The sequence below is a fragment of the Phaeobacter sp. JH204B genome, assembly GCF_048055755.1.
GTDB lineage: Bacteria > Pseudomonadota > Alphaproteobacteria > Rhodobacterales > Rhodobacteraceae > Phaeobacter > Phaeobacter bryozoorum.
On the sequence record NZ_JAYMXF010000010.1, the window covers coordinates 32,430 to 52,041 of the forward strand.

15 protein-coding genes are annotated in these 19,612 nt (G+C 59.0%); 6 read left to right on the plus strand and 9 right to left on the minus strand.

Translation table 11 applies throughout. The features are described from left to right. Position 1 precedes the first annotated feature (1 nt). The 9 genes from VXL81_RS05750 to VXL81_RS05790 all read right to left on the minus strand — a co-directional run bounded on the left by VXL81_RS05750 (position 2) and on the right by VXL81_RS05790 (position 10,757). Positions 2-5,086 carry a hypothetical protein gene (locus VXL81_RS05750; RefSeq protein WP_416553269.1) on the minus strand — a complete coding sequence of 1,695 codons (5,085 nt, stop codon included), beginning with the start codon at positions 5,084-5,086 and terminating at the stop codon, positions 2-4. A 509-nt stretch (positions 5,087-5,595) separates the two neighbouring features. Next, complete coding sequence (gene ureG, locus VXL81_RS05755; protein WP_340546976.1) at positions 5,596-6,210, minus strand: urease accessory protein UreG; 615 nt, start codon at positions 6,208-6,210, stop codon at positions 5,596-5,598. Continuing rightward, positions 6,207-6,866: an urease accessory protein UreF gene (locus VXL81_RS05760; protein WP_416553271.1), complete on the minus strand. Its 660-nt coding sequence runs from the start codon at positions 6,864-6,866 to the stop codon at positions 6,207-6,209. Before VXL81_RS05760 ends, ureG begins: the two co-directional genes overlap by 4 nt. Further along, a complete protein-coding gene (locus VXL81_RS05765; RefSeq protein WP_416553273.1) occupies positions 6,856-7,326 on the minus strand; it encodes an urease accessory protein UreE in 471 nt (156 codons plus the stop codon). The genes VXL81_RS05760 and VXL81_RS05765 overlap by 11 nt, the downstream gene beginning before the upstream one ends. 12 nt (positions 7,327-7,338) lie before the next feature. Continuing rightward, positions 7,339-9,078: an urease subunit alpha gene (gene ureC / locus VXL81_RS05770; RefSeq protein ID WP_416553275.1), complete on the minus strand. Its 1,740-nt coding sequence runs from the start codon at positions 9,076-9,078 to the stop codon at positions 7,339-7,341. Further along, positions 9,078-9,383 (minus strand): urease subunit beta, encoded by a 306-nt coding sequence (locus tag VXL81_RS05775; protein ID WP_260089776.1) that lies wholly within the window; start codon positions 9,381-9,383, stop codon positions 9,078-9,080. Before VXL81_RS05775 ends, ureC begins: the two co-directional genes overlap by 1 nt. Further along, complete coding sequence (locus VXL81_RS05780) at positions 9,380-9,547, minus strand: peptidase M23 (protein ID WP_416534441.1); 168 nt, start codon at positions 9,545-9,547, stop codon at positions 9,380-9,382. Before VXL81_RS05780 ends, VXL81_RS05775 begins: the two co-directional genes overlap by 4 nt. A 24-nt stretch (positions 9,548-9,571) precedes the next feature. Beyond that, on the minus strand, positions 9,572-9,874 hold the full coding sequence (locus VXL81_RS05785) for an urease subunit gamma (protein WP_260089774.1): 303 nt from the start codon (positions 9,872-9,874) through the stop codon (positions 9,572-9,574). A 1-nt stretch (position 9,875) separates the two neighbouring features. Beyond that, positions 9,876-10,757 carry an urease accessory protein UreD gene (locus VXL81_RS05790; RefSeq protein ID WP_340546971.1) on the minus strand — a complete coding sequence of 294 codons (882 nt, stop codon included), beginning with the start codon at positions 10,755-10,757 and terminating at the stop codon, positions 9,876-9,878. Between the two features lie 388 nt (positions 10,758-11,145). Here VXL81_RS05790 and urtA point away from each other — a divergent pair, with 388 nt between their 5' ends. The 6 genes from urtA to VXL81_RS05820 all read left to right on the plus strand — a co-directional run bounded on the left by urtA (position 11,146) and on the right by VXL81_RS05820 (position 19,542). After that, positions 11,146-12,441: an urea ABC transporter substrate-binding protein gene (urtA, locus tag VXL81_RS05795; RefSeq protein WP_416553277.1), complete on the plus strand. Its 1,296-nt coding sequence runs from the start codon at positions 11,146-11,148 to the stop codon at positions 12,439-12,441. Positions 12,442-12,521: 80 nt separating this feature from the next. Then, a complete protein-coding gene (urtB, locus tag VXL81_RS05800) occupies positions 12,522-14,522 on the plus strand; it encodes an urea ABC transporter permease subunit UrtB (RefSeq protein WP_416553279.1) in 2,001 nt (666 codons plus the stop codon). A 3-nt stretch (positions 14,523-14,525) separates the two neighbouring features. Next, on the plus strand, positions 14,526-15,728 hold the full coding sequence (urtC, locus tag VXL81_RS05805; protein ID WP_416553281.1) for an urea ABC transporter permease subunit UrtC: 1,203 nt from the start codon (positions 14,526-14,528) through the stop codon (positions 15,726-15,728). Beyond that, on the plus strand, positions 15,725-16,465 hold the full coding sequence (urtD, locus tag VXL81_RS05810) for an urea ABC transporter ATP-binding protein UrtD (protein WP_340546967.1): 741 nt from the start codon (positions 15,725-15,727) through the stop codon (positions 16,463-16,465). Before urtC ends, urtD begins: the two co-directional genes overlap by 4 nt. 3 nt (positions 16,466-16,468) lie before the next feature. Then, a complete protein-coding gene (urtE, locus tag VXL81_RS05815; protein ID WP_416553283.1) occupies positions 16,469-17,164 on the plus strand; it encodes an urea ABC transporter ATP-binding subunit UrtE in 696 nt (231 codons plus the stop codon). A 563-nt stretch (positions 17,165-17,727) separates the two neighbouring features. Beyond that, positions 17,728-19,542 (plus strand): BCCT family transporter, encoded by a 1,815-nt coding sequence (locus VXL81_RS05820; RefSeq protein ID WP_340546965.1) that lies wholly within the window; start codon positions 17,728-17,730, stop codon positions 19,540-19,542. Positions 19,543-19,612: the final 70 nt, after the last annotated feature.

A 19,612-nucleotide genomic window follows, 5' to 3' on the forward strand; every position in this document is an offset into this window, starting at 1 on the left:
GTTAGACAAAGACAAAGGAGTTTGCCCCCAGCTCGTCGATTTCCACGCCATGAAGGTCGATAAGGTCGCCATCCGATGTCTGGATACGGGTGTGGGTCTCCTGACCATTTGCACTTGCGACGACCGAGATGTCAAAATCAGCCACGGAGCCGCCAAAGTCAAACATCAGCTTGTCCTCACCAACGGTGAAATCGGTGATCCGGTCCGTGCCGTGACCTGCGCGGAACACAAAGGTATCGAAGCCTTCGCCCCCAGCAAGCCGATCATTGCCAGCGCCCCCCTCCAGCAGGTTTCGCCCTGCGGTGCCGATCAGATCATCATCGAAGTCGGAACCGATGACGCCTTCGAACCCGGAAATCTGATCGCCGGCGATATAGTTGGTTGGCGACGGGATCAGCTCGGAGGTTTGTTGGGCCAGGTTGATACGAACGGCAGTCGAATGGCCCTCATAGCTCAGAACATCGAAGCCTTCGCCACCATTCATTGTATCGGTGCCTTCGCCGCCGATAATGGTGTCGTCGCCTTCCCTGCCGTCGATCAGGTCGGCCCCGGCGCCGCCGTCAAAATAGTTGCCACCGGCATTGCCTTTCAGAATATCCGACTGGCTGGTTCCGACAACACCTTCGAAGTTGCTGACCGTGTCGCCTGCAAGCCATTGGCTGCCATTCCAGTATTGCGCAAACTGTTGATGCCCAGGTTGGGTCGAGGCGAGGTCGAACTGGATAGCAGATGCTTCCCCTTTGTAGCTCGCGACATCAAAGCCGGCGCCGCCGTCCAATACATCCAATCCGGCGCCGCCGACGATGACGTCATTGCCCGCCTTGCCGGAAATCGTGTCTGCCCCGGCGCCACCTTCCAGGTAATTGGCATCGTTGTTGCCGATTAGCTTGTCATCCAGAGAGGTTGCAATCACACCTTCGAAATTGCTGTAGACGCCGGCAGTCGTCAGAAGCACCTCTTCTCCGGTGTGGGCGTCATTGTAACGTACGTGCTCTGCGTGCTGGCCGATACCCAGCTCAAATTTGATACCGATTCCATAGCCTTCGCGGCTGTAGAGATCAAAGCCGGCGCCGCCGTCGATTGTGTCATCCGACAAGCCGCCATCAATGATGTCATCGCCGCCCTTGCCGTCGATATTGTCCTTACCTGATGAGCCAATGATGATATCATCGCCCTCAGTCCCGTTGATGCCGGTCAGAGAGTTTCGATCGACATCGCGAATATTCAGGAGTTTGTTCAGGTCGAACAGGCCGTCGTAGCTGAGCAGTGCACCGCCGCTCTCTGCGTCCGTTAGTTTACCCAGCTCATCGCCGAAACTGCTGGTTTCATCTCCGTTTTGAGGCGTCTTCCAGACGTCGTCCGAGTTGCGGAAGGCGTGGTAATTGGCCCGCAGCGTGGTGAAATAGCTGCTCGGTGACGCAGCTGACGTGCTGTCAAAGCTCCCCAGCGCACCATGGCGGAACTCGACGTTTGCGCCGTTCGAGTAGACGACGTTGACCCCGAACGAGTCTGCACCGCCCGCTTGTTGAAGGATTGCGTTCAGATCAGCTTTTGCCAATCCATCCAGAGTGGTCCAGCTATCTGTGTTGGTGCTCAATGCCTGGCTGCTGGTCCTCAATCCCTGCGGTGCGAGGAAGTAGTCCTCGACCGTAAAGGAGAAGTCTTCACTAAGCGAGATGACCAAATCGTCGCCATAGGAATTGAACCAGATCTCACGGTCGTCGCGAACGTGGATGTTGAGGAGGTCGCCGGCGATATCTTCGGCCTCTGGCCCGGTGATCAGATGATGGCCCCGGCTGCCGCCCCCGAAGTTGGCCGGGAAATAATTGACGTTGTAGATGTCCCGCCCTTCTCCGCCGACGATAATATCGTTGCCGGTAATGAAGTCGTCATAGGTAAAGTGATCATCGCCCGCGTCACCATACAGGTAGTCGTCCTTCGATGATCCCTCAAGCGTATCGTTGTGTTCGGTCCCGAGGAGCGCAACCGACCCGGAATCCCAGGCGACATCGACGCTGATATCCAGCTCGGATGTGGTGCCATCTGCGTTGACATTGGTGATGCCGTTATTGATCGCAGCCCGGTATTCGGACAGGGAATGGACGATGGTATCGCCCTCAGCGCCCTCGGTGTCCAAAACGATATGCGCGGCTTCTGTGTTCCAGACATTGAGCCTTTTCAGTGCAGTATCATCCGTGCTTCTCAGGATATTCGTGAGCGACGCCGCGGTTTTTGTAACCTCCTCATCCCGGTTTTCGGTCACCAGAGGAATCAGGGCTTCTGCCATTTCGGTCGCGGTCTGTTCGCGGATCTGGTCGACCTCAAGCTCATCGACAAAGCGCTGCAATGTCTGGCTGCTGAGCCCGATGGTATCTCCATCGTCTTCGCCGCCATCAATATAGAGCTCGTCTTTCTGGCCGTTCCAGTAGCTTTCCAGAAGTGCGTGTTTGAGGTTGATCAGATCGTCGCCCTCGCCGCCACCAACAACCTGAATTGAGGCGCCGACATCAATGCGGTCATCGCCGCCGAAGCCAAAGACCTGTTCAAGCTGTGTGGAGGTGTCGAGAAACATGAAGTCGCCCAGCGAGGAGCCATGCAGGATTTCGATATTGCTGAGGGTGTCGGAGACTGAGTGGATGCCACTGCGCTCGCTAAGCTCGACTTTGCGGAATTGTACAACCTCGGTGCGTTTGCCGTGGTTGGCAGTCTGCGAGTCGATGGATTCCTGATAGTATTTCGAACCTGCCGTGAGGTTCTTCGAGACATAGGTGCTGTCGCCGGATGCGCCAATGGAAAGCCCTCTCGAAAGCTCGCCACCTGACAGCCGCGCGTAGGAGGCGGTATCCTGCCCGGTGCCACCGTCGAAGGTGACCTGGCTTTCATAGGCGAACAGCGTGTCATCACCACCACCCGCGTTGATTTCGATCCCGACCTCCATCTTGTTGCCCATGCGGTCTTCGGCGCTCGACACCACTTTTGACATGTTGAAGGTTGTCTGGTTGTCGCCGTAGTCGCGGATATCCCAGCCGGACAGGTCGGTAATCTTGAGCGTTGTCTGATACTCGTTCTTGCCGGTCTCTTCGCGGCTGGTTTCCTCGGTGCCGGCGGAGAACAGCGGTGTTGTGAAGGTCAGGTAGGATTTGGCGCCATTGGCATTCGGCAGGTTGATAACATTGATATCGCTGCCCTCGGTCGGGGTGAGGCTGCGGTTGCCGGTCTGCCAGCCATTGGTCGTGAAGGTTTCGACGTAGTTCTTGGCGGTCTTGTTCAACTCGCCACTGGTTTTGCTGATGGCCGACAATTCGATATCGGTTACATCCAGACCCTGGCCGCCAAGCGCAATCACCTGGTCGACATCGTCGTCCGCGATCAACTCGCCGAAGAACTCGGTGTAGTGGGCCTTGGTTTTTTCCTGTTTCTGATCAAAGCTGCCGTCGAAGAACTCTTCGACAGTCTGCGGATTGCCGTTCTCGTCAGTTCGGATCTTGGCGGCATATTTGTCGGCAATTCCTTCAAGCGCAACCTGTTCAAAGGCACCAACAATTGCCGAAATCGCACCACCAATCAGACCCACCGCAGCGGCGATCGGGGCGCCCACGCCGGTTGCCGCAAGTACGCCCGATGTGACGCCGGTGATGACGTCGAGCCCGGTGGTCACGCCATAGAATGCGGCTTCTGCGTCTTTGGATTCCTGGAGAAGGTCGCTCAGCAGGCCGGAGCTGTAGGTGTCGGCCTTCTGAATCGCGTCGATCCGATCCTGTTTCTGGTCAAATTCCGCCCATTTTGCCGGGTTGATCGCACCTACTACAGACCCGATGGCGCCGATAACCGGTACCGCCTTGCCAAGCACGTTAGCGGCCTTGCTGCCTGCCTTGACCGCAAGCTCTGCGATGCCGAGCACGTTCTCGACGGCCGCAAAGGCGAGCGCGGTTCCCTGCAGGCCGACCTCTGCCTGTACGACTTTGCGGGTTTCATCCGGCAGGTTCGGGTCGGCAAGAAGCTTAGCTGTGGGCACAAAGCTGGCTGCTGCGCCGCCAACCAGTGACAGTGCCGCAAAGCCCTTTGCGCCCTTAGCAAATTTCAGATGGCCGGCAGCATCCAGGATGTCGCCGCCAGCGCTGAACACGGCTTCACCCAGGAAGCCTGCGTTAGCAGCATGGCCTTCGGGCGTGTTGTCGGGTTTGACGGCGAAAGCGGAGATCGCCTGACTGCTGCTCAGTAGATTGACTCCGGCCTTCAGCGAGGCGGTGCGGACGGTGCTGCTGTATTCCTGGAAGCCTTCTGTCTTCTCTCGGAGGCTGATCAGCTCAAGGGATTCACTGGAAATGGCTTCCAGCTCGGCCTTTGCATCTGCGGCAAGCACATCGCTGCCGGTGTAGGTCTCCGCCGCGTATTTCTTGTATTCTTCCAGCTTATCTTGCCGGGCGATTTCGAGGGCATCAATGCGCGCTTGCAGATAGTTCGCGTGGCTTTCGCTGTGGTCGGCGATATCGCCGCCCTTCTCAAATGCAGCAAGGTCGGTTTGCAGTTTTTCGGCTGCATCAAGAACGGTGCTGGTCCGGTAGATCTCTTTGCTGACCTTGTCGGCCGCTTCGGCGTCGAAATCCGCATGGTTCGGATCACTTAGGCGGTCGTGCTGCGCCCGGAGCACGTCCAGGTCGACCTGAAGCTTTGATATGTCGTCGGTGACATTACCCTTGATCGAATTGATGAACTGTTCGTTGGTATTCGCCAGTTCGCCAGCAGCATATTGTTGTTCGATGGCGGCGACGATCTTGCCGACAATTTTCAGATCTTTTGCGATGAACTCAGCCCATTGGGCTTCAAGATTGTTGTCCTCATCGTCGTTCACCAAATCCTTACCGGCGATCTTCCCTTTCAGGCTTTTGACCAGATTGTAGTTCCAGTTCGAGTAGTTGGTCGCCTTGCTGATGGCTTTGACTTCGGGAATGCCCAGCCCGGTTTCCAAGAAGGTCTGAACGGTGTCGCGGAACGACTCCCGTGCCTCCGGTCCCAGGTCCGAAAAGATCGCATCATAGGCGATGACAGAGGTTTCCAGAATTGCGGTTTGTTCTTCGTTCAGCATGTATTGCGACCTTTCTGACGGAAGCAGCCTGTAATCTAGTTTCGCTACGGTTGTGCCGTGCTTGGACACGCATAGGGATATTCACGCGCGCGGCTATATGGCCAAATCCTTGGACTGGATAAGGCCAGTTTGCGCTTGGTTCGAATAACGCGCTTATGTTCAGGGGGTTACCGGCATCTATTCGATCAGAATTATCTACAGCGTGAAGAGGGAAAAACGCGGAGGGCCTATTCGTCGCTACAGGCCTCTGCCGCAGTTCTCAACTGAAGTGACGCATTTTGGTTTTCTGTAACATGTTCAGTGATTTGGCGAATCAAATTCGCCCATGACGGGAATCATCTGCGCGTTGTTGTCACCATCACACCGGCAGAGTTTGCTGCCGCTCTCCGTCTCTGATCAGCCTGCTGGGGCCGCCCAAAGACCGGCCGCCCACCAGGTGCCCAGCCCATGGCTTCAATATAGTTTGACACCCTAATAAGGTGAGTTGAGATTTGTAAATCGCGAGACGGCTAGCCGAGTCCGCCAAGGGTTTGGATCATCTCGCGGATCACTCCGACACCGTCGCGGGCCTTCAGATTGGCAAACAAAAATGGGCGATCCCCGCGCATTCGTTTTGCATCGCGCTCCATCACCGATAGATCCGCACCGACGTGCGGGGCAAGGTCGGTCTTGTTGATGATCAACAGATCCGAGCGGGTGATCGCCGGTCCGCCTTTGCGGGGGATTTCCTCGCCTGCGGCGACGTCGATCACATAGATGGTCAGATCTGCGAGCTCGGGGCTGAAGGTGGCAGAGAGGTTGTCTCCGCCGCTCTCAATCAGGACAATCTCGAGATCCGGGTGGCGCTCCCGCATCTCCGCGACCGCGCCGAGGTTGATCGACGCATCCTCGCGGATGGCTGTATGAGGGCAGCCGCCGGTTTCAACACCCAGGATCCGGTCCTGCGGCAGGATCTGCAACCGCATCAGGGCCTCGGCGTCCTCCTGCGTGTAGATGTCATTGGTTATCACCGCAATGGAGTGGCTGTCGCGAAACACCTCGCTCAGGGCTGCGGTCAGGGTGGTTTTGCCCGCGCCAACCGGGCCGCCAATTCCAATGCGCAGGGGGCCGTTCAATGTGCTCATGTGCGAAAGATCCTTGAATGCTGTGTTTCGTGTTTCATCGCGGCAATGTCCGCAAGAAAGCAGGTGGAGGACAGGCGCTGGAGGTCACCATCCCCGGTTTGCTCTGCGATCTGCTGGCAGAGCGGCGCAAGGGCGTGGAGGATTGCCTGTGCGTCGCTTTGCCCGATGGGGGCAAGGCGCTGAGCCGCCGCGACGAGGTTCGCGGTGAATGCGTGCAGGTAAAGCGCCGTTGTGGCCTGCAAGGGCATCGAACAGCAATTTGCCGCAAAGCCGACAGCTACGGGATAGGTGAGCCTCGCGGCAATGTCTCGGTCGGTTCCGGGCCAGATGCTGCGGGTGATCTGGCAAAAGGCTGCGCCCTGAAGATCGGTTTCGCGGAGGCGTTCCAGGGATGGTGCATAGGCGCGGCATTGGGTGTCGATCCGCTGCACGGTATCGGCGTCCGGGGCGTGATAGGCCGCAGCGAGGAACAGCGCATCCGACCAGCCGCCGCCGTCGCGCAGAACCGTTGCGATCCAGTCCTGCACGTCGGCAGCCGAGCTGACCGCGGCGGAGGTCATCGCCCATTCCAATCCGTGGGAATAGCTGAACGCCCCCACCGGGTAGCCGGGAGAAAACCACTGCATCAGGGTCAGCAACTGTGCCTCAGTGGGCATGGGGCTGCCCCTGAGCGTCGCCATGGGAATGGCTGTGGGTGCGGCCATGACCATAGGCGCCGCCCTCGGGGGTGAAGGGTTCGATCACATCGCGCAATGTCGCGCCGAGTTTTTGCAGCATGTCGCTGATCACATGGTCGCGCTGGATCAGCAGACGATCCGCGTCGATCTGGCAGGGCATATGGCGGTTGCCGATATGCCAGGCTAGGCGCAGCAGGTGATCGCCGGTGACCTCCAGCAGCGGTTCGTTTGCCGGGTGCACGCCGATTTTGCGGCCATCGTCCAAGACAAAAGCATCGCCCATGTCGAGCGACAGCGTGGAGGGGAAATCGACCAGAAACCGCAGGCCACTATCAGAGGTCAGCACCCTGCGCCGCAGGAAACGATCCTCGTAGCTGAGGGTGATCCGGTCGTTGGCATCATGCGCGTGGACCTTGTGTTGGCTGAGGGGGAATGACATGGGAAGGCTCCGTCAGAAAAGAAAATAGCGCTGGGCCATGGGCAGATCATCGGCCGGGGCGCAGGTCAGAAGCTCGCCATCTGCACGGACCTCATAGGTTTCGGGATGGACCTCGATCTTGGGCAGGGCGGTGTTGAGTTTCAGGTCCGATTTGCCAATGTCGCGGGTGTTTCTGACCGCGCAGGTCTGTTTGGCGAGACCAAGGTGCTGGGCAATCCCGCCTGCCTGCGCCGCTTCGGAGACAAAGGTGACGGAGGAGTTTTCCACCGATCGGCCAAAGGCTGCGAACATCTGCCGGGAATAGACCGGCTGTGGTGTGGGGATAGACGCATTGGGGTCGCCCATCTGCGCCATTGCAATGGACCCGCCGAGCAGAACCATTTCAGGCTTTACCCCAAAGAAGGCAGGATTCCACAACACCAGATCGGCGCGTTTGCCGACCTCGATACTGCCGATTTCATGGGCGATTCCATGGGCGATGGCCGGGTTGATTGTGTATTTGGAAATATAGCGGCGGACGCGGAAATTATCGTTTTCTCCTGTCTCCTCGGGCAGGCGTCCGCGTTGCTTTTTCATCTTGTCGGCAGTCTGCCAGGTGCGGATCAGAACCTCGCCCACCCGCCCCATCGCCTGACTGTCCGAAGCGATGATCGAGAAGGCGCCCATGTCATGGAGAATATCCTCTGCCGCAATGGTTTCGCGACGGATGCGGCTTTCAGCAAAGGCGACGTCCTCGGGGATGGACTTGTCGAGGTGATGACAGACCATCAGCATATCGAGATGCTCTTCGATGGTGTTGACGGTAAAGGGGCGGGTCGGATTGGTAGAGGAGGGCAGGACATGCGCTTCGCCGCAGATCTTGATGATGTCCGGGGCATGGCCGCCACCCGCGCCTTCGGTGTGGAAGGCATGGATGGTGCGCCCCTTCAGCGCTGCGACCGTGTGTTCAACAAAGCCTGATTCATTCAGTGTGTCGGTGTGGATCATCACCTGCACGTCCATCGCGTCCGCTACTGACAGGCAGCAGTCAATGGCGGCGGGGGTGGTGCCCCAGTCCTCGTGCAGCTTCATCGCGCAGGCCCCGGCGATGATCTGTTCCTCAAGCGCGCGGGGCTGTGAGGCGTTGCCTTTGCCCGCAAAGGCCATGTTCATCGGAAAGGCGTCGGCGGCCTGCAACATGCGCCCGATGTGCCATGGCCCCGGCGTACAGGTGGTGGCGAGGGTTCCATGTGCGGGGCCGGTGCCGCCGCCGAGCATGGTCGTCAGCCCGGAGTGCAGCGCCTCCTCGATCTGCTGCGGGCAGATGAAATGGATGTGGCTGTCAAAACCGCCAGCGGTCAGGATGCGCCCCTCGCCCGCGATGATCTCGGTTCCCGGCCCGATGACAATCGTGACACCGGGTTGAGTGTCCGGGTTGCCTGCCTTGCCGATGGCGGCGATGCGCCCGTCTTTCAGACCCACATCCGCCTTGTAGATGCCGCTATGGTCCACGATCAGCGCATTGGTGATGACCGTGTCGACTGCCCCCTCGGGGCGGCTCGCCTGAGACTGGCCCATGCCGTCGCGGATGACCTTGCCCCCGCCGAATTTCACCTCTTCGCCGTAGCTGAGCACGTTGCCGACACCGCTGGCTTCGGTGATCAAATCGCGCTCCACCTCGATAGTCAGATCGGTGTCCGCCAGACGCAGACGGTCTCCCACCGTGGGGCCGAACATGGCCGCGTAATCGGCGCGTGAAATCTGGGATGGCATCAGAGATCCCCCATGATGGCGGCGTTGAAGCCGAAGATCCGTCGCGCGCCGGATATCGGGATCAGCTGTACCTCGCGGCGCTGGCCCGGTTCAAAGCGCACGGCTGTGCCGGCAGCGATATCAAGACGCAGGCCCCGAGCGGCCTCCCGGTCAAAGTCGAGAGCTGGGTTCGCCTCGGCAAAATGGTAGTGCGAGCCGATCTGTACCGGGCGGTCACCGGTGTTAGAGACCATCAGGACGGTGACCGGACGATCCGGGTTGAGGTCCAGACTGCCCGCGGCGGGGATCAGTTCTCCCGGGATCATTTGCGCCGCCACAGAAGGCTGGCGCAGCCGATAACGACAGTCGCGACCAGAGCCACGAGAAGCCAGGTGTCCGCACCGTGCGGGTGAACATGCGCGCCGCCATGGGCGAGCGCGGGGCCGCCAGCCAGCAGCAACAATGAGAGGAGCGTGGGTCGCAATGTCATGGGTCTGGGTCTCCTGAATGTGAATCAGCGAATGGGGTTGTGAACGGTGACGAGCTTTGTGCCATCGCGGAATGTTGCCTCGACCTGAATGTCGTGGATCATCTCGGGCACGCCTTCCATGCAGTCGTCGCGGGTGATGACCTGCGCGCCGGCTTCCATCATGTCGGCGACTGATCGGCCGTCTCGTGCACCTTCGACAACGGCGTCGGTGATCAGGGCAATTGCTTCGGGATGGTTCAGCTTGACGCCGCGAGAGAGGCGTCGTCGGGCAACCTCTGCGGCCATGGAAATCAGCAGTTTGTCTTTTTCACGCGGGGTCAGGTTCATGTCAGATCATCCAAGGTCGGGGCAGAGGGGCGCCGCGCAGATCACGGAGGATCGGCAGCAGGAGCTGGCGCAGGACATAGCTGTCCGCTGCGAGGGCACGCATGACCAGCAGGTCTGAGCCGATCAGGCTGGCCCCGGCGGTCGGGCCAAGCTGCGCGCGCAACGGGCCAAGCCGCCCGGCAGCGTCCGGTGCAACATAAATGAGCGTTGCGATGGCTCCGGCGCCGTTTGCGGTTGCGGGCCTTGCCAGATGGGCCGCGATGTCACCATCGAGGCTTACGTTATCCAGAAACAGCGGTGCGCCTGCGCGGCGGATGTCGATGCAATCACGCAGGCTCGCCTTGGTAAGGGTCTCGCCCATTGCCGCCCGCCCGAAGATCAGCGTCTCGCATAGCAGCAGCCGGGCGTCTTCGTGCAGATCGACCGTCAGCGTCCGGTCCAGGTTGCATCCTTGAAACAGGATGGTTTCCTGGGGCAGCCAGGCAAGGCTGGCGCGAGGCTCGACACTGAGCGAGTTGCGAATTGTGCCCGTCTCTCCGGGTTGCGCCCGATAGGCCCGCTCCGCCGCCTGGGTGGTGAGCGTAAGAGAGGTTCCGACGCGCGCGGTGGCGCTGAGTTCAAATTGATCTCCGCCAGTCACACCGCCCGCTGTATTGACCAGAACTCCCTGAAGATCCGCGTCATGGGTGCGCGGGAACAGCAGCTTCAGAGAGCCCGCCTGACGGAGTCCGGCGAGGACCGATGTGTTGCCGCGCCGCTTGGAGGATACCGAGACCGTGCCGATGGCGCGCGGCGGGGTCGGCTGGCTCGGCCATGGTTGCGTTTCGGCCGTAGGAAGGCGCGACGCCCTGGAATCACCGGAACAGGCGGTTTGCCAAGGCATCAATTGGCGCTGGGATGAAGGTCTAGGCGTCATGCTGTCGATTTCATCACAGTGCGGATCTGCCGCCAGTTCAAAGCGAACAGTTGGGTGTTCCGCGGCAAGCCCTGCGCAAAATAGAGGCCAATTGTGGGTTTGGTGATCAAAAAACAGGCTGTTGCGCGGTTGTCGGCGGGCGTTTTTCGCGCGTCGTTTGCGAAACTTGCTGCGATGCAGAATGCTCAGTCTATCCACGAGAGCGAGGCTCAAACATCGTGGATGTGTGACGACCGGAGGAATTTGCGATCTCGCCAGCCGCCACACGGATGCAACACGAAGCTGCCCGCCACAGGTAGGAAATCCGGCGCCCCGGCGCAAGGGATACACCTCTGTCCGGGCGAGGAGAGACTGAATGATCACCTATAAATCTGTTCTGGCGACGACAGCCACCTGCACTGCGCTGGGTTTGGCGACCATGGGAACTGCGGTTGCGGCGGCTGATTGCCCAATAAAGGTGGGTGTCCTGCATTCGCTGTCTGGGACGATGGCGATTTCCGAAACAACGCTCAAAGATACCATGCTGATGCTCCTTGAGGATCAGAACGCCAAAGGCGGCGTCCTCGGTTGTGAACTGGAACCGGTTGTGGTGGATCCTGCGTCCAACTGGCCCCTGTTCGCCGAGAAAGCCCGCGAATTGCTGAGTGTGCATGAGGTCGATGTGATCTTTGGCAATTGGACCTCGGTGAGCCGCAAATCGGTGCTACCGGTGATCGAAGAGCTGAACGGCCTGTTGTTCTATCCGGTGCAATATGAGGGCGAAGAAAGCTCGCGCAACGTGTTCTACACCGGTGCTGCGCCGAACCAGCAGGCAATTCCGGCAACGGATTACTTTCTGGACGAGCTGGGTGTGGAGAAATTCGCGCTGCTGGGCACCGATTATGTATATCCGCGCACCACGAACAATATCCTCGCCAGCTATCTGAAGCAGAAGGGAATCGCCGAGAGTGATATCTTTGTGAACTACACTCCGTTTGGTCATTCGGACTGGTCCAAGATCGTTGCCGATGTCGTGGCGCTGGGCGCAGATGGCAAGAAGGTGGGGGTGATCTCCACCATCAACGGCGATGCGAATATCGGGTTTTACAAAGAGTTGGCGGCAGCCGGTATCAGTGCTGACGATATCCCGGTTGTGGCGTTTTCTGTCGGGGAGGAGGAACTCTCGGGTCTGGATACTTCCAATCTGGTCGGGCATCTGGCGGCCTGGAACTACTTTCAATCCGCCGAGGATGACGCCAACAGCGCCTTTGTCGCGAAGTGGAAGGAGCGGATGGGCGAGGACCGGGTAACCAACGATCCGATGGAAGCCCATTACATCGGTTTCAACATGTGGGTGAATGCGGTGACAGAGGCCGGCACCACAGATGTCGATGCTGTCCGCGCGGCGATGTACGGGCAGGAGTTTCCGAACCTGACCGGTGGCACGGCGGTCATGCTGCCTAACCACCATCTGGCCAAACCGGTACTGATCGGTGAGATTCTGGACAACGGGCAGTTTGATATCATCAGCCAGACTGAGGAAGTGCCCGGCGATGCCTGGACAGATTTCCTTCCCGAGTCGGCTGTTCTGACTTCGGATTGGAAAAACCTCGGCTGCGGTATGTACAACACCGAGACCAAGAGCTGCGTGCAGACCCTGTCCAACTACTGACCTGGCAGGATCGTAACGGAAGGGGGGATTTCCTCCCTTCCAACCCTCTCTTCCCTCCTCGAACGGAAATGACGCCTATCATGACACGGTTTTTTGCCGCTGGTCTGTTTGTGCTTTGGGGCTGCTTGGCTGCCACGGCGCAGACAGCGCCTCAACTGGCCTCGCCTTCGCCTGTTGCATCTGCACCATCGAATACAGGGGTTCAGGACCTCCTTCAGTCGCAGTCCGCCTTGATTGTCGCCAGTTCGCGGCAGACGATCGAACCCGCGATTGATGCCATCGCCGAAAGTGGCCTCGCGCAGGTTCAGGCTGTCTTGCAGCTCTGGCAGGACAAGAAACTGGTCCTGCGGACATCCGACCACGTGTTCTTCAGGGCCGAGAAAAACGCTGATGGGCGCTATGATCTGATTGACCTCGACAGTGGCGCAATGGTCGGGGTGGCGGATAAGGGCGATCTCAAGCTGATCAAGCCCAACTCCGGCGTGCGGGCGATGATCGGAACGGCGCTGGTTCGGTTCCAACTGGAAGACCCGGATCTGTCGATACGACAGGCGGCAGTTACCTCCATCGGGCGGGACCCGTCAGCCGCGGCGCTCATGCCGTTGCGGGCCTCAATTGCCAGTGAGACCGATGAGGATCTGCTGGCCTTGAAGCGGCGTGCGGAGCGCCTGTTGACCATTCGCTTTGATACCGATCCAAAGGCACGTGTTGGCGCAATTGAGGAGATGTCCGCCGATCTGGGGGTTGATGTCCGCGCGACATTGAACCCGCTGTTGCAGACGGAGTTGCAAATCCATTCCTCGGGTGCGCCGACGGGTGCAAATGTCGCGGCCGAGCGGCGTATCGGGCGCGGGATCGGCGCGGAGGATGCCTATGCCGCACTGGTTGCCCGCGATCTGGCACCTGCGGCGCTGGGGGCCGACGAGATCAGATCAGCGTTGGAGGCCAATATCGCCGATGGTCGTGTGGCCGGTATTCCATTGGCGCAATTGTCTGACCCTGCAATGCGGCAACAGGCCTATGACGGTCTGGTGGCTGCCGGTCTGGCCCGCCCGGCCCCAACCCGGGAAGAGATGGCTGAAGCAGTCGCAGGCTACCGGTACTTTGACATCTATGAGGAGTCCTCCTTGGCGGTGACGGATGCCGCAGAGACGGCACTGGCGCGCATCAACAGGCAGGTCGGTTTCAATCAGGCGGCGGATCTCACTCTGGATGCCATGTCTCTGGCGTCGATCTATTTTCTGGCGGCCATCGGTCTTGCGATCACCTTTGGCGTTATGGGGGTCATCAACATGGCCCACGGCGAATTCATCATGATGGGGGCTTATACCGGCTATGTGGTGCAGCTGTTCATCTCCGACCATACGCTGTCCATTCTGGTGGCGATTCCAGCGGCCTTTGCGGTGACCTTCGGAGCGGGGATTGCGATGGAGCGTCTGGTGATCCGCTGGCTCTACAATCGGCCGTTAGAGACGCTTCTTGCGACATTTGGTATTTCCATCGCATTGCAGCAGCTGGCCAAGAACATATTCGGGACGCAGGCGCGCCCGCTGACCGCACCGGGATGGCTGGACGGCGCGTGGATCATCAACGACGTCGTGTCCATCAGTTATATCCGTATCGCGATCTTCGTGCTGGCGTTGGGTTTTCTTGGGCTGTTGCTGTTCATTATCCGGCGCACACGCCTGGGGCTGGAAACCCGTGCCGTCACCCAAAACCGAGGCATGGCGGCATCCATGGGGATTAATCCGGACCGGGTGAATATGCTGACCTTTGGCCTGGGGTCCGGCATCGCGGGCATCGCGGGCGTTGCAATCGGGCTCTTTGCGAAGGTGACCTCCGAGCTGGGCAACGACTACATCGTCCAGAGCTTCATGACCGTTGTAGTCGGCGGCGTCGGCAGTATCTGGGGCACCCTGGCCGGGGCGGCGATGATCGGTTTCTCCCAGAAGGGCATCGAATGGCTGAACCCGTCCAACACGCTGGCGGCACAGACCTATATGATTGTGCTGATCATCATCTTCATCCAATTCAGACCGCGCGGAATTGTTGCCCTGCGTGGCCGCGCGGCGGGGGACTGATCCATGCAGCGTTCGTTTATTGCCCGCAATCCATCGGTGCTGGTTTTCATTGCCGTTCTGGCGCTGTTCACGCTGGGAATTACCCTGCTGTCCGAAGGGTTGGGGGCCGGGTTTGTTTCCACTTCCATGATCAAGACACTGGGCAAGACTCTCTGCCTATGTCTGGTAGCGATCGCGATGGATCTGATCTGGGGCTATGTCGGGATCCTCAGCCTGGGGCATTTCGCGTTTTTCGGGCTGGGCGGCTACATGATTGGCATGTGGCTGATGTATGAGCGTACGCGGGATGCGGTGCTCGGCTCCCTGTCGGATGCGGTGCTACCGCCAACCCAGGGCGAGATACATGATGCGATCGCACATCAGATCTTTGGTGTCGTCGGGGGGGACAGCTTTCCGCTGGTCTGGGCCTTTGCCGACAGTCTGGCAGTGCAGCTCTTACTTGTCGTGGCGGTTCCCGGGCTGCTGGCGCTGGTCTTTGGCTGGCTGGCCTTTCGCAGCCGGGTCACGGGTGTCTACCTGTCGATCCTGACGCAGGCGATGACATTGGCGCTGGCGCTATATCTGTTCCAGAACGACAGCGGATTGCGTGGCAACAACGGGCTGAGCGGGCTGCAAAACCTGCCCGGTCTGACTGATGTGCCGCAGTCGCTGGTTTCGATCTGGTTTTTCTGGGGCTCGGCCCTCGCATTAGGGCTGGGCTATGTGACGGCTACCTGGGTGGTTGGCGGAAAGTTTGGATCCGTGCTGCGGGCGATCCGCGACAATGAGACCCGGGTCCGGTTTCTGGGCTATTCCGTTGAGGGCTACAAGCTGGTGGTATTCACCGGAACCGCCTGTGTCGCGGGCATTGCAGGTGCGCTTTATTACCCGCAGGCCGGCATCATCAACCCTGCTGAGATGGCGCCAATCGCGTCTATCTACCTCGCGGTTTGGGTCGCCATCGGTGGACGTGGCCGACTTTACGGCGCGGTGATTGGTGCCGCACTCGTCTCGCTGCTGTCCAGCTGGTTTACTGGCGGTCAGGCCCCGGATGTTGACCTCGGGATTTTCACTATTCGCTGGGTCGACTGGTGGCAGGTTGTTCTGGGGCTCGGGTTCGTTCTGGTGACGCTGTTTGCGCCCAAGGGGATCGGTGGATTGCTTGACCTGATCCAGCAACGCAGAACGATTGAAACTGAACCCGGTGAGCAGGAGGTCCAGCGATGAATCCGCTTCTGGAAGTTTCAGGTATTTCGGTCAGCTTTGACGGGTTTCGCGCGATCAACAACCTGTCGTTCAGGATTGGTCCGGCGGAGCTGCGCGCGATTATCGGACCAAACGGTGCGGGCAAGACCACCTTCATGGATATTGTCACCGGAAAAACTGCGCCCGATAGCGGCAGCATCATCTGGGATGGTCGTCGAAGATCGGTGTTTGCCGGTTCCGAAGCGCGCATTGCGCGGGACGGCATTGGCCGCAAGTTCCAGAAACCGACGGTCTTCGAGGAACAGACAGTGCAGGAAAACCTGCTGCTGGCATTGAAGGCGGACCGCGGCCCGTTTGCCGTGTTACGTTATCGCCCCAGCTCGCCGCATCTTGGCCGCGTTCAGGAACTGGCTGCGGAGGTTGGTCTGGCCGATGCCTTGCACCGTTCCGCCGGGGAGCTGAGCCATGGGCAGAAACAGTGGTTGGAGATCGGCATGTTGCTGGCGCAGGAACCACGGTTGCTGCTGGTGGATGAACCGGCGGCAGGTATGAGCCCGGAAGAACGTGAACAGACCACGGCTATCCTGGTCGCAGCGGCCAAGACGCGTGCGGTTGTCGTCGTGGAGCACGATATGGACTTTGTGCGGCGCCTCAACTGCAAGGTGACGGTTCTGCACGAAGGCGCGGTCCTCGCCGAAGGATCGCTGGATCATGTGACCGCCGATCAAGCTGTCATTGATGTTTATCTGGGGCGCTAAAATATGCTGAAGCTGGAAAATATATCGCTGCACTATGGGCATTCGCAGATCCTGCATGGGATTTCGATGGAGGTGAAACGTGGCGAGGTGGCCTGCGTGATGGGGACGAATGGCGTGGGAAAGACCAGCCTGATGAAGGCGATTTCCGGTCGCCATCCTCGATCGGGTGGAGAAATTCTGCTGGACGGCGACCCATTGCGGGCTGCCTCATCCTATCAACTGGCGCAAAAAGGCATCGCTTATGTGCCGCAGGGGCGGGAGATCTTTCCGTTGCTGACGGTGCTTGAGAATCTCGAAACCGGGTTTGGCTGCCTGCCGCGAAGCGATCATCAGGTGCCGGATCGGATCTACCAGCTGTTCCCCGTTCTACACGATATGCGTCATCGCCGTGGAGGCGATCTGTCAGGGGGGCAACAACAACAGCTTGCCATTGCACGCGCATTGATCACGCGTCCGAAGCTGCTGCTGCTTGATGAACCGACCGAGGGGATCCAGCCAAATATCATTCAGCAGATCGGAGATGTAATCCGGCATCTGCGCGACGAGGGCGAGATGGCGATTGTTCTGGTCGAGCAATATTTCGATTTTGCCTATGAGCTTGCAGATAGATTTGTCGTTCTGCGACGGGGGCGCATCACAATGTCCGGGGAGCGTGCCGACATCAGCCGGTCCGACCTGCTGGCAGGTGTTTCCGTCTGAACCTTACCGGTTCTCTGCTGTCGCGGATTGGTCCGAGGCCGGTCTGTCTGGTTAACTTGCGCAAAATTTTGGCACGGTCATCAGGGATTTTGAGCGTGTTGATCTCTGTATCCGAGATGTTTTTCCGGTCGATATTAGCCGTTGGAACAGGCTTTGACAGGCTGCAAGCATTTGAAATGTTTGAACCCTAATTCGTCTTTGCGATGGATTTAAATTTTCTGAAATTCGCTACATTTTATTCGAAGTGCCTGAAGCACTGTAATTGAGTAGTCTTGACCAAATGCGGGACGCCGACATGGGGACGAGGGGGCTTGGATGCACCTTCGAGACGGCGTCGGCGTGGGACCGGAGATAGGGGAGCAGAACTGAAACCGAACGGCTGCGCGTGCAGCAGAGCCTAGGTTGCGCCGAAGGGCCAACATGGGATCTGCAGATCTGACCGCGTGACCGCATATCGAGCCTTGCGCAGCACCTTTGCGTGCGCTGCGCACAACCCGCCACCCGAGCGCCAGGTGATACGGGGAACGACAACAACGGCGCGCGACACGGAACAGGGAACGATTATGTCAATCAAGCCACCATTTACCGAGTTGGAGATCGAAACAGCTCCATCCGGCTTCTACGAGGGCCACAGCCTTCCTATCGCGTTGATCAGTAAGATCATCATGACGACGCTGGTCCTCTGGGCCTTGGTCTGGCCAAGCAAAGCCAGCGGAACCCTGTCCTGGGTGAACAGCGAGCTGCTGAACGGATTCAACGCCTTCTACATCATCTCCGTGGGACTGTTTGCCTTCTTCCTGTTTGTTCTGGCCATTCTGCCTGCAACCGGCAACAAGAAGCTGGGGGCGGCTGATGCGACGCCGGAATTCTCCAATTTCTCGTGGTTCTCGATGATGTTTGGTGCCGGGCTGGGCGTTGGGCTAATGGTCTTTGCAACGGCGGAGCCGCTGGGCCTCTGGGGTTCCAACCCATTGGTTCTGTCCGGCGAGGTCGCAGCAAATACCGAAGAGGCGGTCCAGTCCGCCTATCGCTACACCTTCCTGCACTATGGGTTTCACGCCTGGGCGATCTACGTTCTGACCGGCCTGTCGCTGGCTTATTATGCCTATACGCGCGATATGCCGCTGACGATCCGGTCGGCCCTGACGCCGTTGCTCGGCAAGGCTGCAAATGGCTTTATCGGCCATCTGGTTGATGTTCTGGGTGTTGTGGCCACCATTCTTGGCGTGTCCGTCACCATCGGTTTTGGTGTCAGCCAGTTCGTTGATGGCGTCTATGCGGTTTCAGGGATGGAATGGCTGATGAACGGGGATGCCGAAGCGCCGAAACCGAGCACCGTTGGCCTGCTGTCGGCGCTTTTCGTGATCATGGGGCTGTCGATTCTTTCTGCAGTTTCCGGGGTTGGTCGCGGCATCAAATATCTCTCCAACCTCAATCTCGTACTGTCGGTTATCCTGCTTCTGACCTTTGTGTTCTTTGGGTCGTTCTTCTTTGCGATGACTAAATTCGGCAGCGGTCTGGTCGATTACATCCTGCATTTCACTCAGATGTCCTTTGGTGCCTATGGGCCGCAATCGGCGGATGCCTTTGCGACGGCTCTGCCGGAGGCCGCACAGGCGCTGCCTGCGGAAGATATGAGCTCGGTCTACGGTTCGGCAACATCCCCCTGGGGCTCGCTGGGCGGCTTCACCGAAGGGCTGCCTGCGTCGGCGGCAGCGCTGGATGCCGATGCGATCTATGCAGCAGGGGAACCCGGTCGCCAGTTCGGCTGGCAGGCAGGCTGGACCACATTCTACTGGGCCTGGTGGATTGCCTTCTCGCCCTTCGTTGGTTTGTTCCTGGCACGTATTTCCAAAGGGCGCACCGTGCGTGAGTTCATTCTGGGCTGCGTGATCGCACCTGCCATCGTCTGCTTCCTGTGGATGACCATTCTAGGCGGCACCGCGATTGATCTGGAACTGAACGGTACCGCCGCAGGGTCGATCATCGGGGCGACCAATACCGCCAAGCTGTTTGTGACGCTCGAGCAGATGATTTCGGGCGGCTTCCTGTCTGCCATCACCGTGATGTGTGTTGTGCTGATCATGACCTTCCTCGTGACCTCAGCGGATTCGGGTATTCTGGTGATGAACACCATCATGTCCGGTGGCGAAGAGGAAACCGGGATCAAGCACCGTATCATCTGGGGCTTGATTCTGACCTCGGTCATCGGGGCGCTGATCATCGCTGGCAACAGTGGCGCGGCTTCCAATCCATTCGGAGCCTTGCAAAACGCTATGATCATTGGCGCACTGCCCTTCACGATTGTCATGGTTTTCATGATGATTTCACTGGCCAAGGCGCTGTATCGCGACAGTTTGCGGGCAAAGGCAGACTGATCCCGACCCTCATTGATTGCTTGTTAGAAAAGGTCGCGCCTCGGCGCGGCCTTTGTCATTCTGCGGAGCG

Excerpts from the sequence above, each read along its gene's own strand:
- VXL81_RS05750 (WP_416553269.1), bottom strand. The coding sequence starts at position 5,086 with ATGCTGAACGAAGAACAAACCGCAATTCTGGAAACCTCTGTCATCGCC.
- ureG (WP_340546976.1), bottom strand. The coding sequence starts at position 6,210 with ATGAGCACATTGAACGGCCCCCTGCGCATTGGAATTGGCGGCCCGGTT.
- VXL81_RS05760 (WP_416553271.1), bottom strand. The coding sequence starts at position 6,866 with ATGCCCACTGAGGCACAGTTGCTGACCCTGATGCAGTGGTTTTCTCCC.
- VXL81_RS05765 (WP_416553273.1), bottom strand. The coding sequence starts at position 7,326 with ATGTCATTCCCCCTCAGCCAACACAAGGTCCACGCGCATGATGCCAAC.
- ureC (WP_416553275.1), bottom strand. The coding sequence starts at position 9,078 with ATGCCATCCCAGATTTCACGCGCCGATTACGCGGCCATGTTCGGCCCC.
- VXL81_RS05775 (WP_260089776.1), bottom strand. The coding sequence starts at position 9,383 with ATGATCCCGGGAGAACTGATCCCCGCCGCGGGCAGTCTGGACCTCAAC.
- VXL81_RS05780 (WP_416534441.1), bottom strand. The coding sequence starts at position 9,547 with ATGACATTGCGACCCACGCTCCTCTCATTGTTGCTGCTGGCTGGCGGC.
- VXL81_RS05785 (WP_260089774.1), bottom strand. The coding sequence starts at position 9,874 with ATGAACCTGACCCCGCGTGAAAAAGACAAACTGCTGATTTCCATGGCC.
- VXL81_RS05790 (WP_340546971.1), bottom strand. The coding sequence starts at position 10,757 with ATGCCTTGGCAAACCGCCTGTTCCGGTGATTCCAGGGCGTCGCGCCTT.
- urtA (WP_416553277.1), top strand. The coding sequence starts at position 11,146 with ATGATCACCTATAAATCTGTTCTGGCGACGACAGCCACCTGCACTGCG.
- urtB (WP_416553279.1), top strand. The coding sequence starts at position 12,522 with ATGACACGGTTTTTTGCCGCTGGTCTGTTTGTGCTTTGGGGCTGCTTG.
- urtC (WP_416553281.1), top strand. The coding sequence starts at position 14,526 with ATGCAGCGTTCGTTTATTGCCCGCAATCCATCGGTGCTGGTTTTCATT.
- urtD (WP_340546967.1), top strand. The coding sequence starts at position 15,725 with ATGAATCCGCTTCTGGAAGTTTCAGGTATTTCGGTCAGCTTTGACGGG.
- urtE (WP_416553283.1), top strand. The coding sequence starts at position 16,469 with ATGCTGAAGCTGGAAAATATATCGCTGCACTATGGGCATTCGCAGATC.
- VXL81_RS05820 (WP_340546965.1), top strand. The coding sequence starts at position 17,728 with ATGTCAATCAAGCCACCATTTACCGAGTTGGAGATCGAAACAGCTCCA.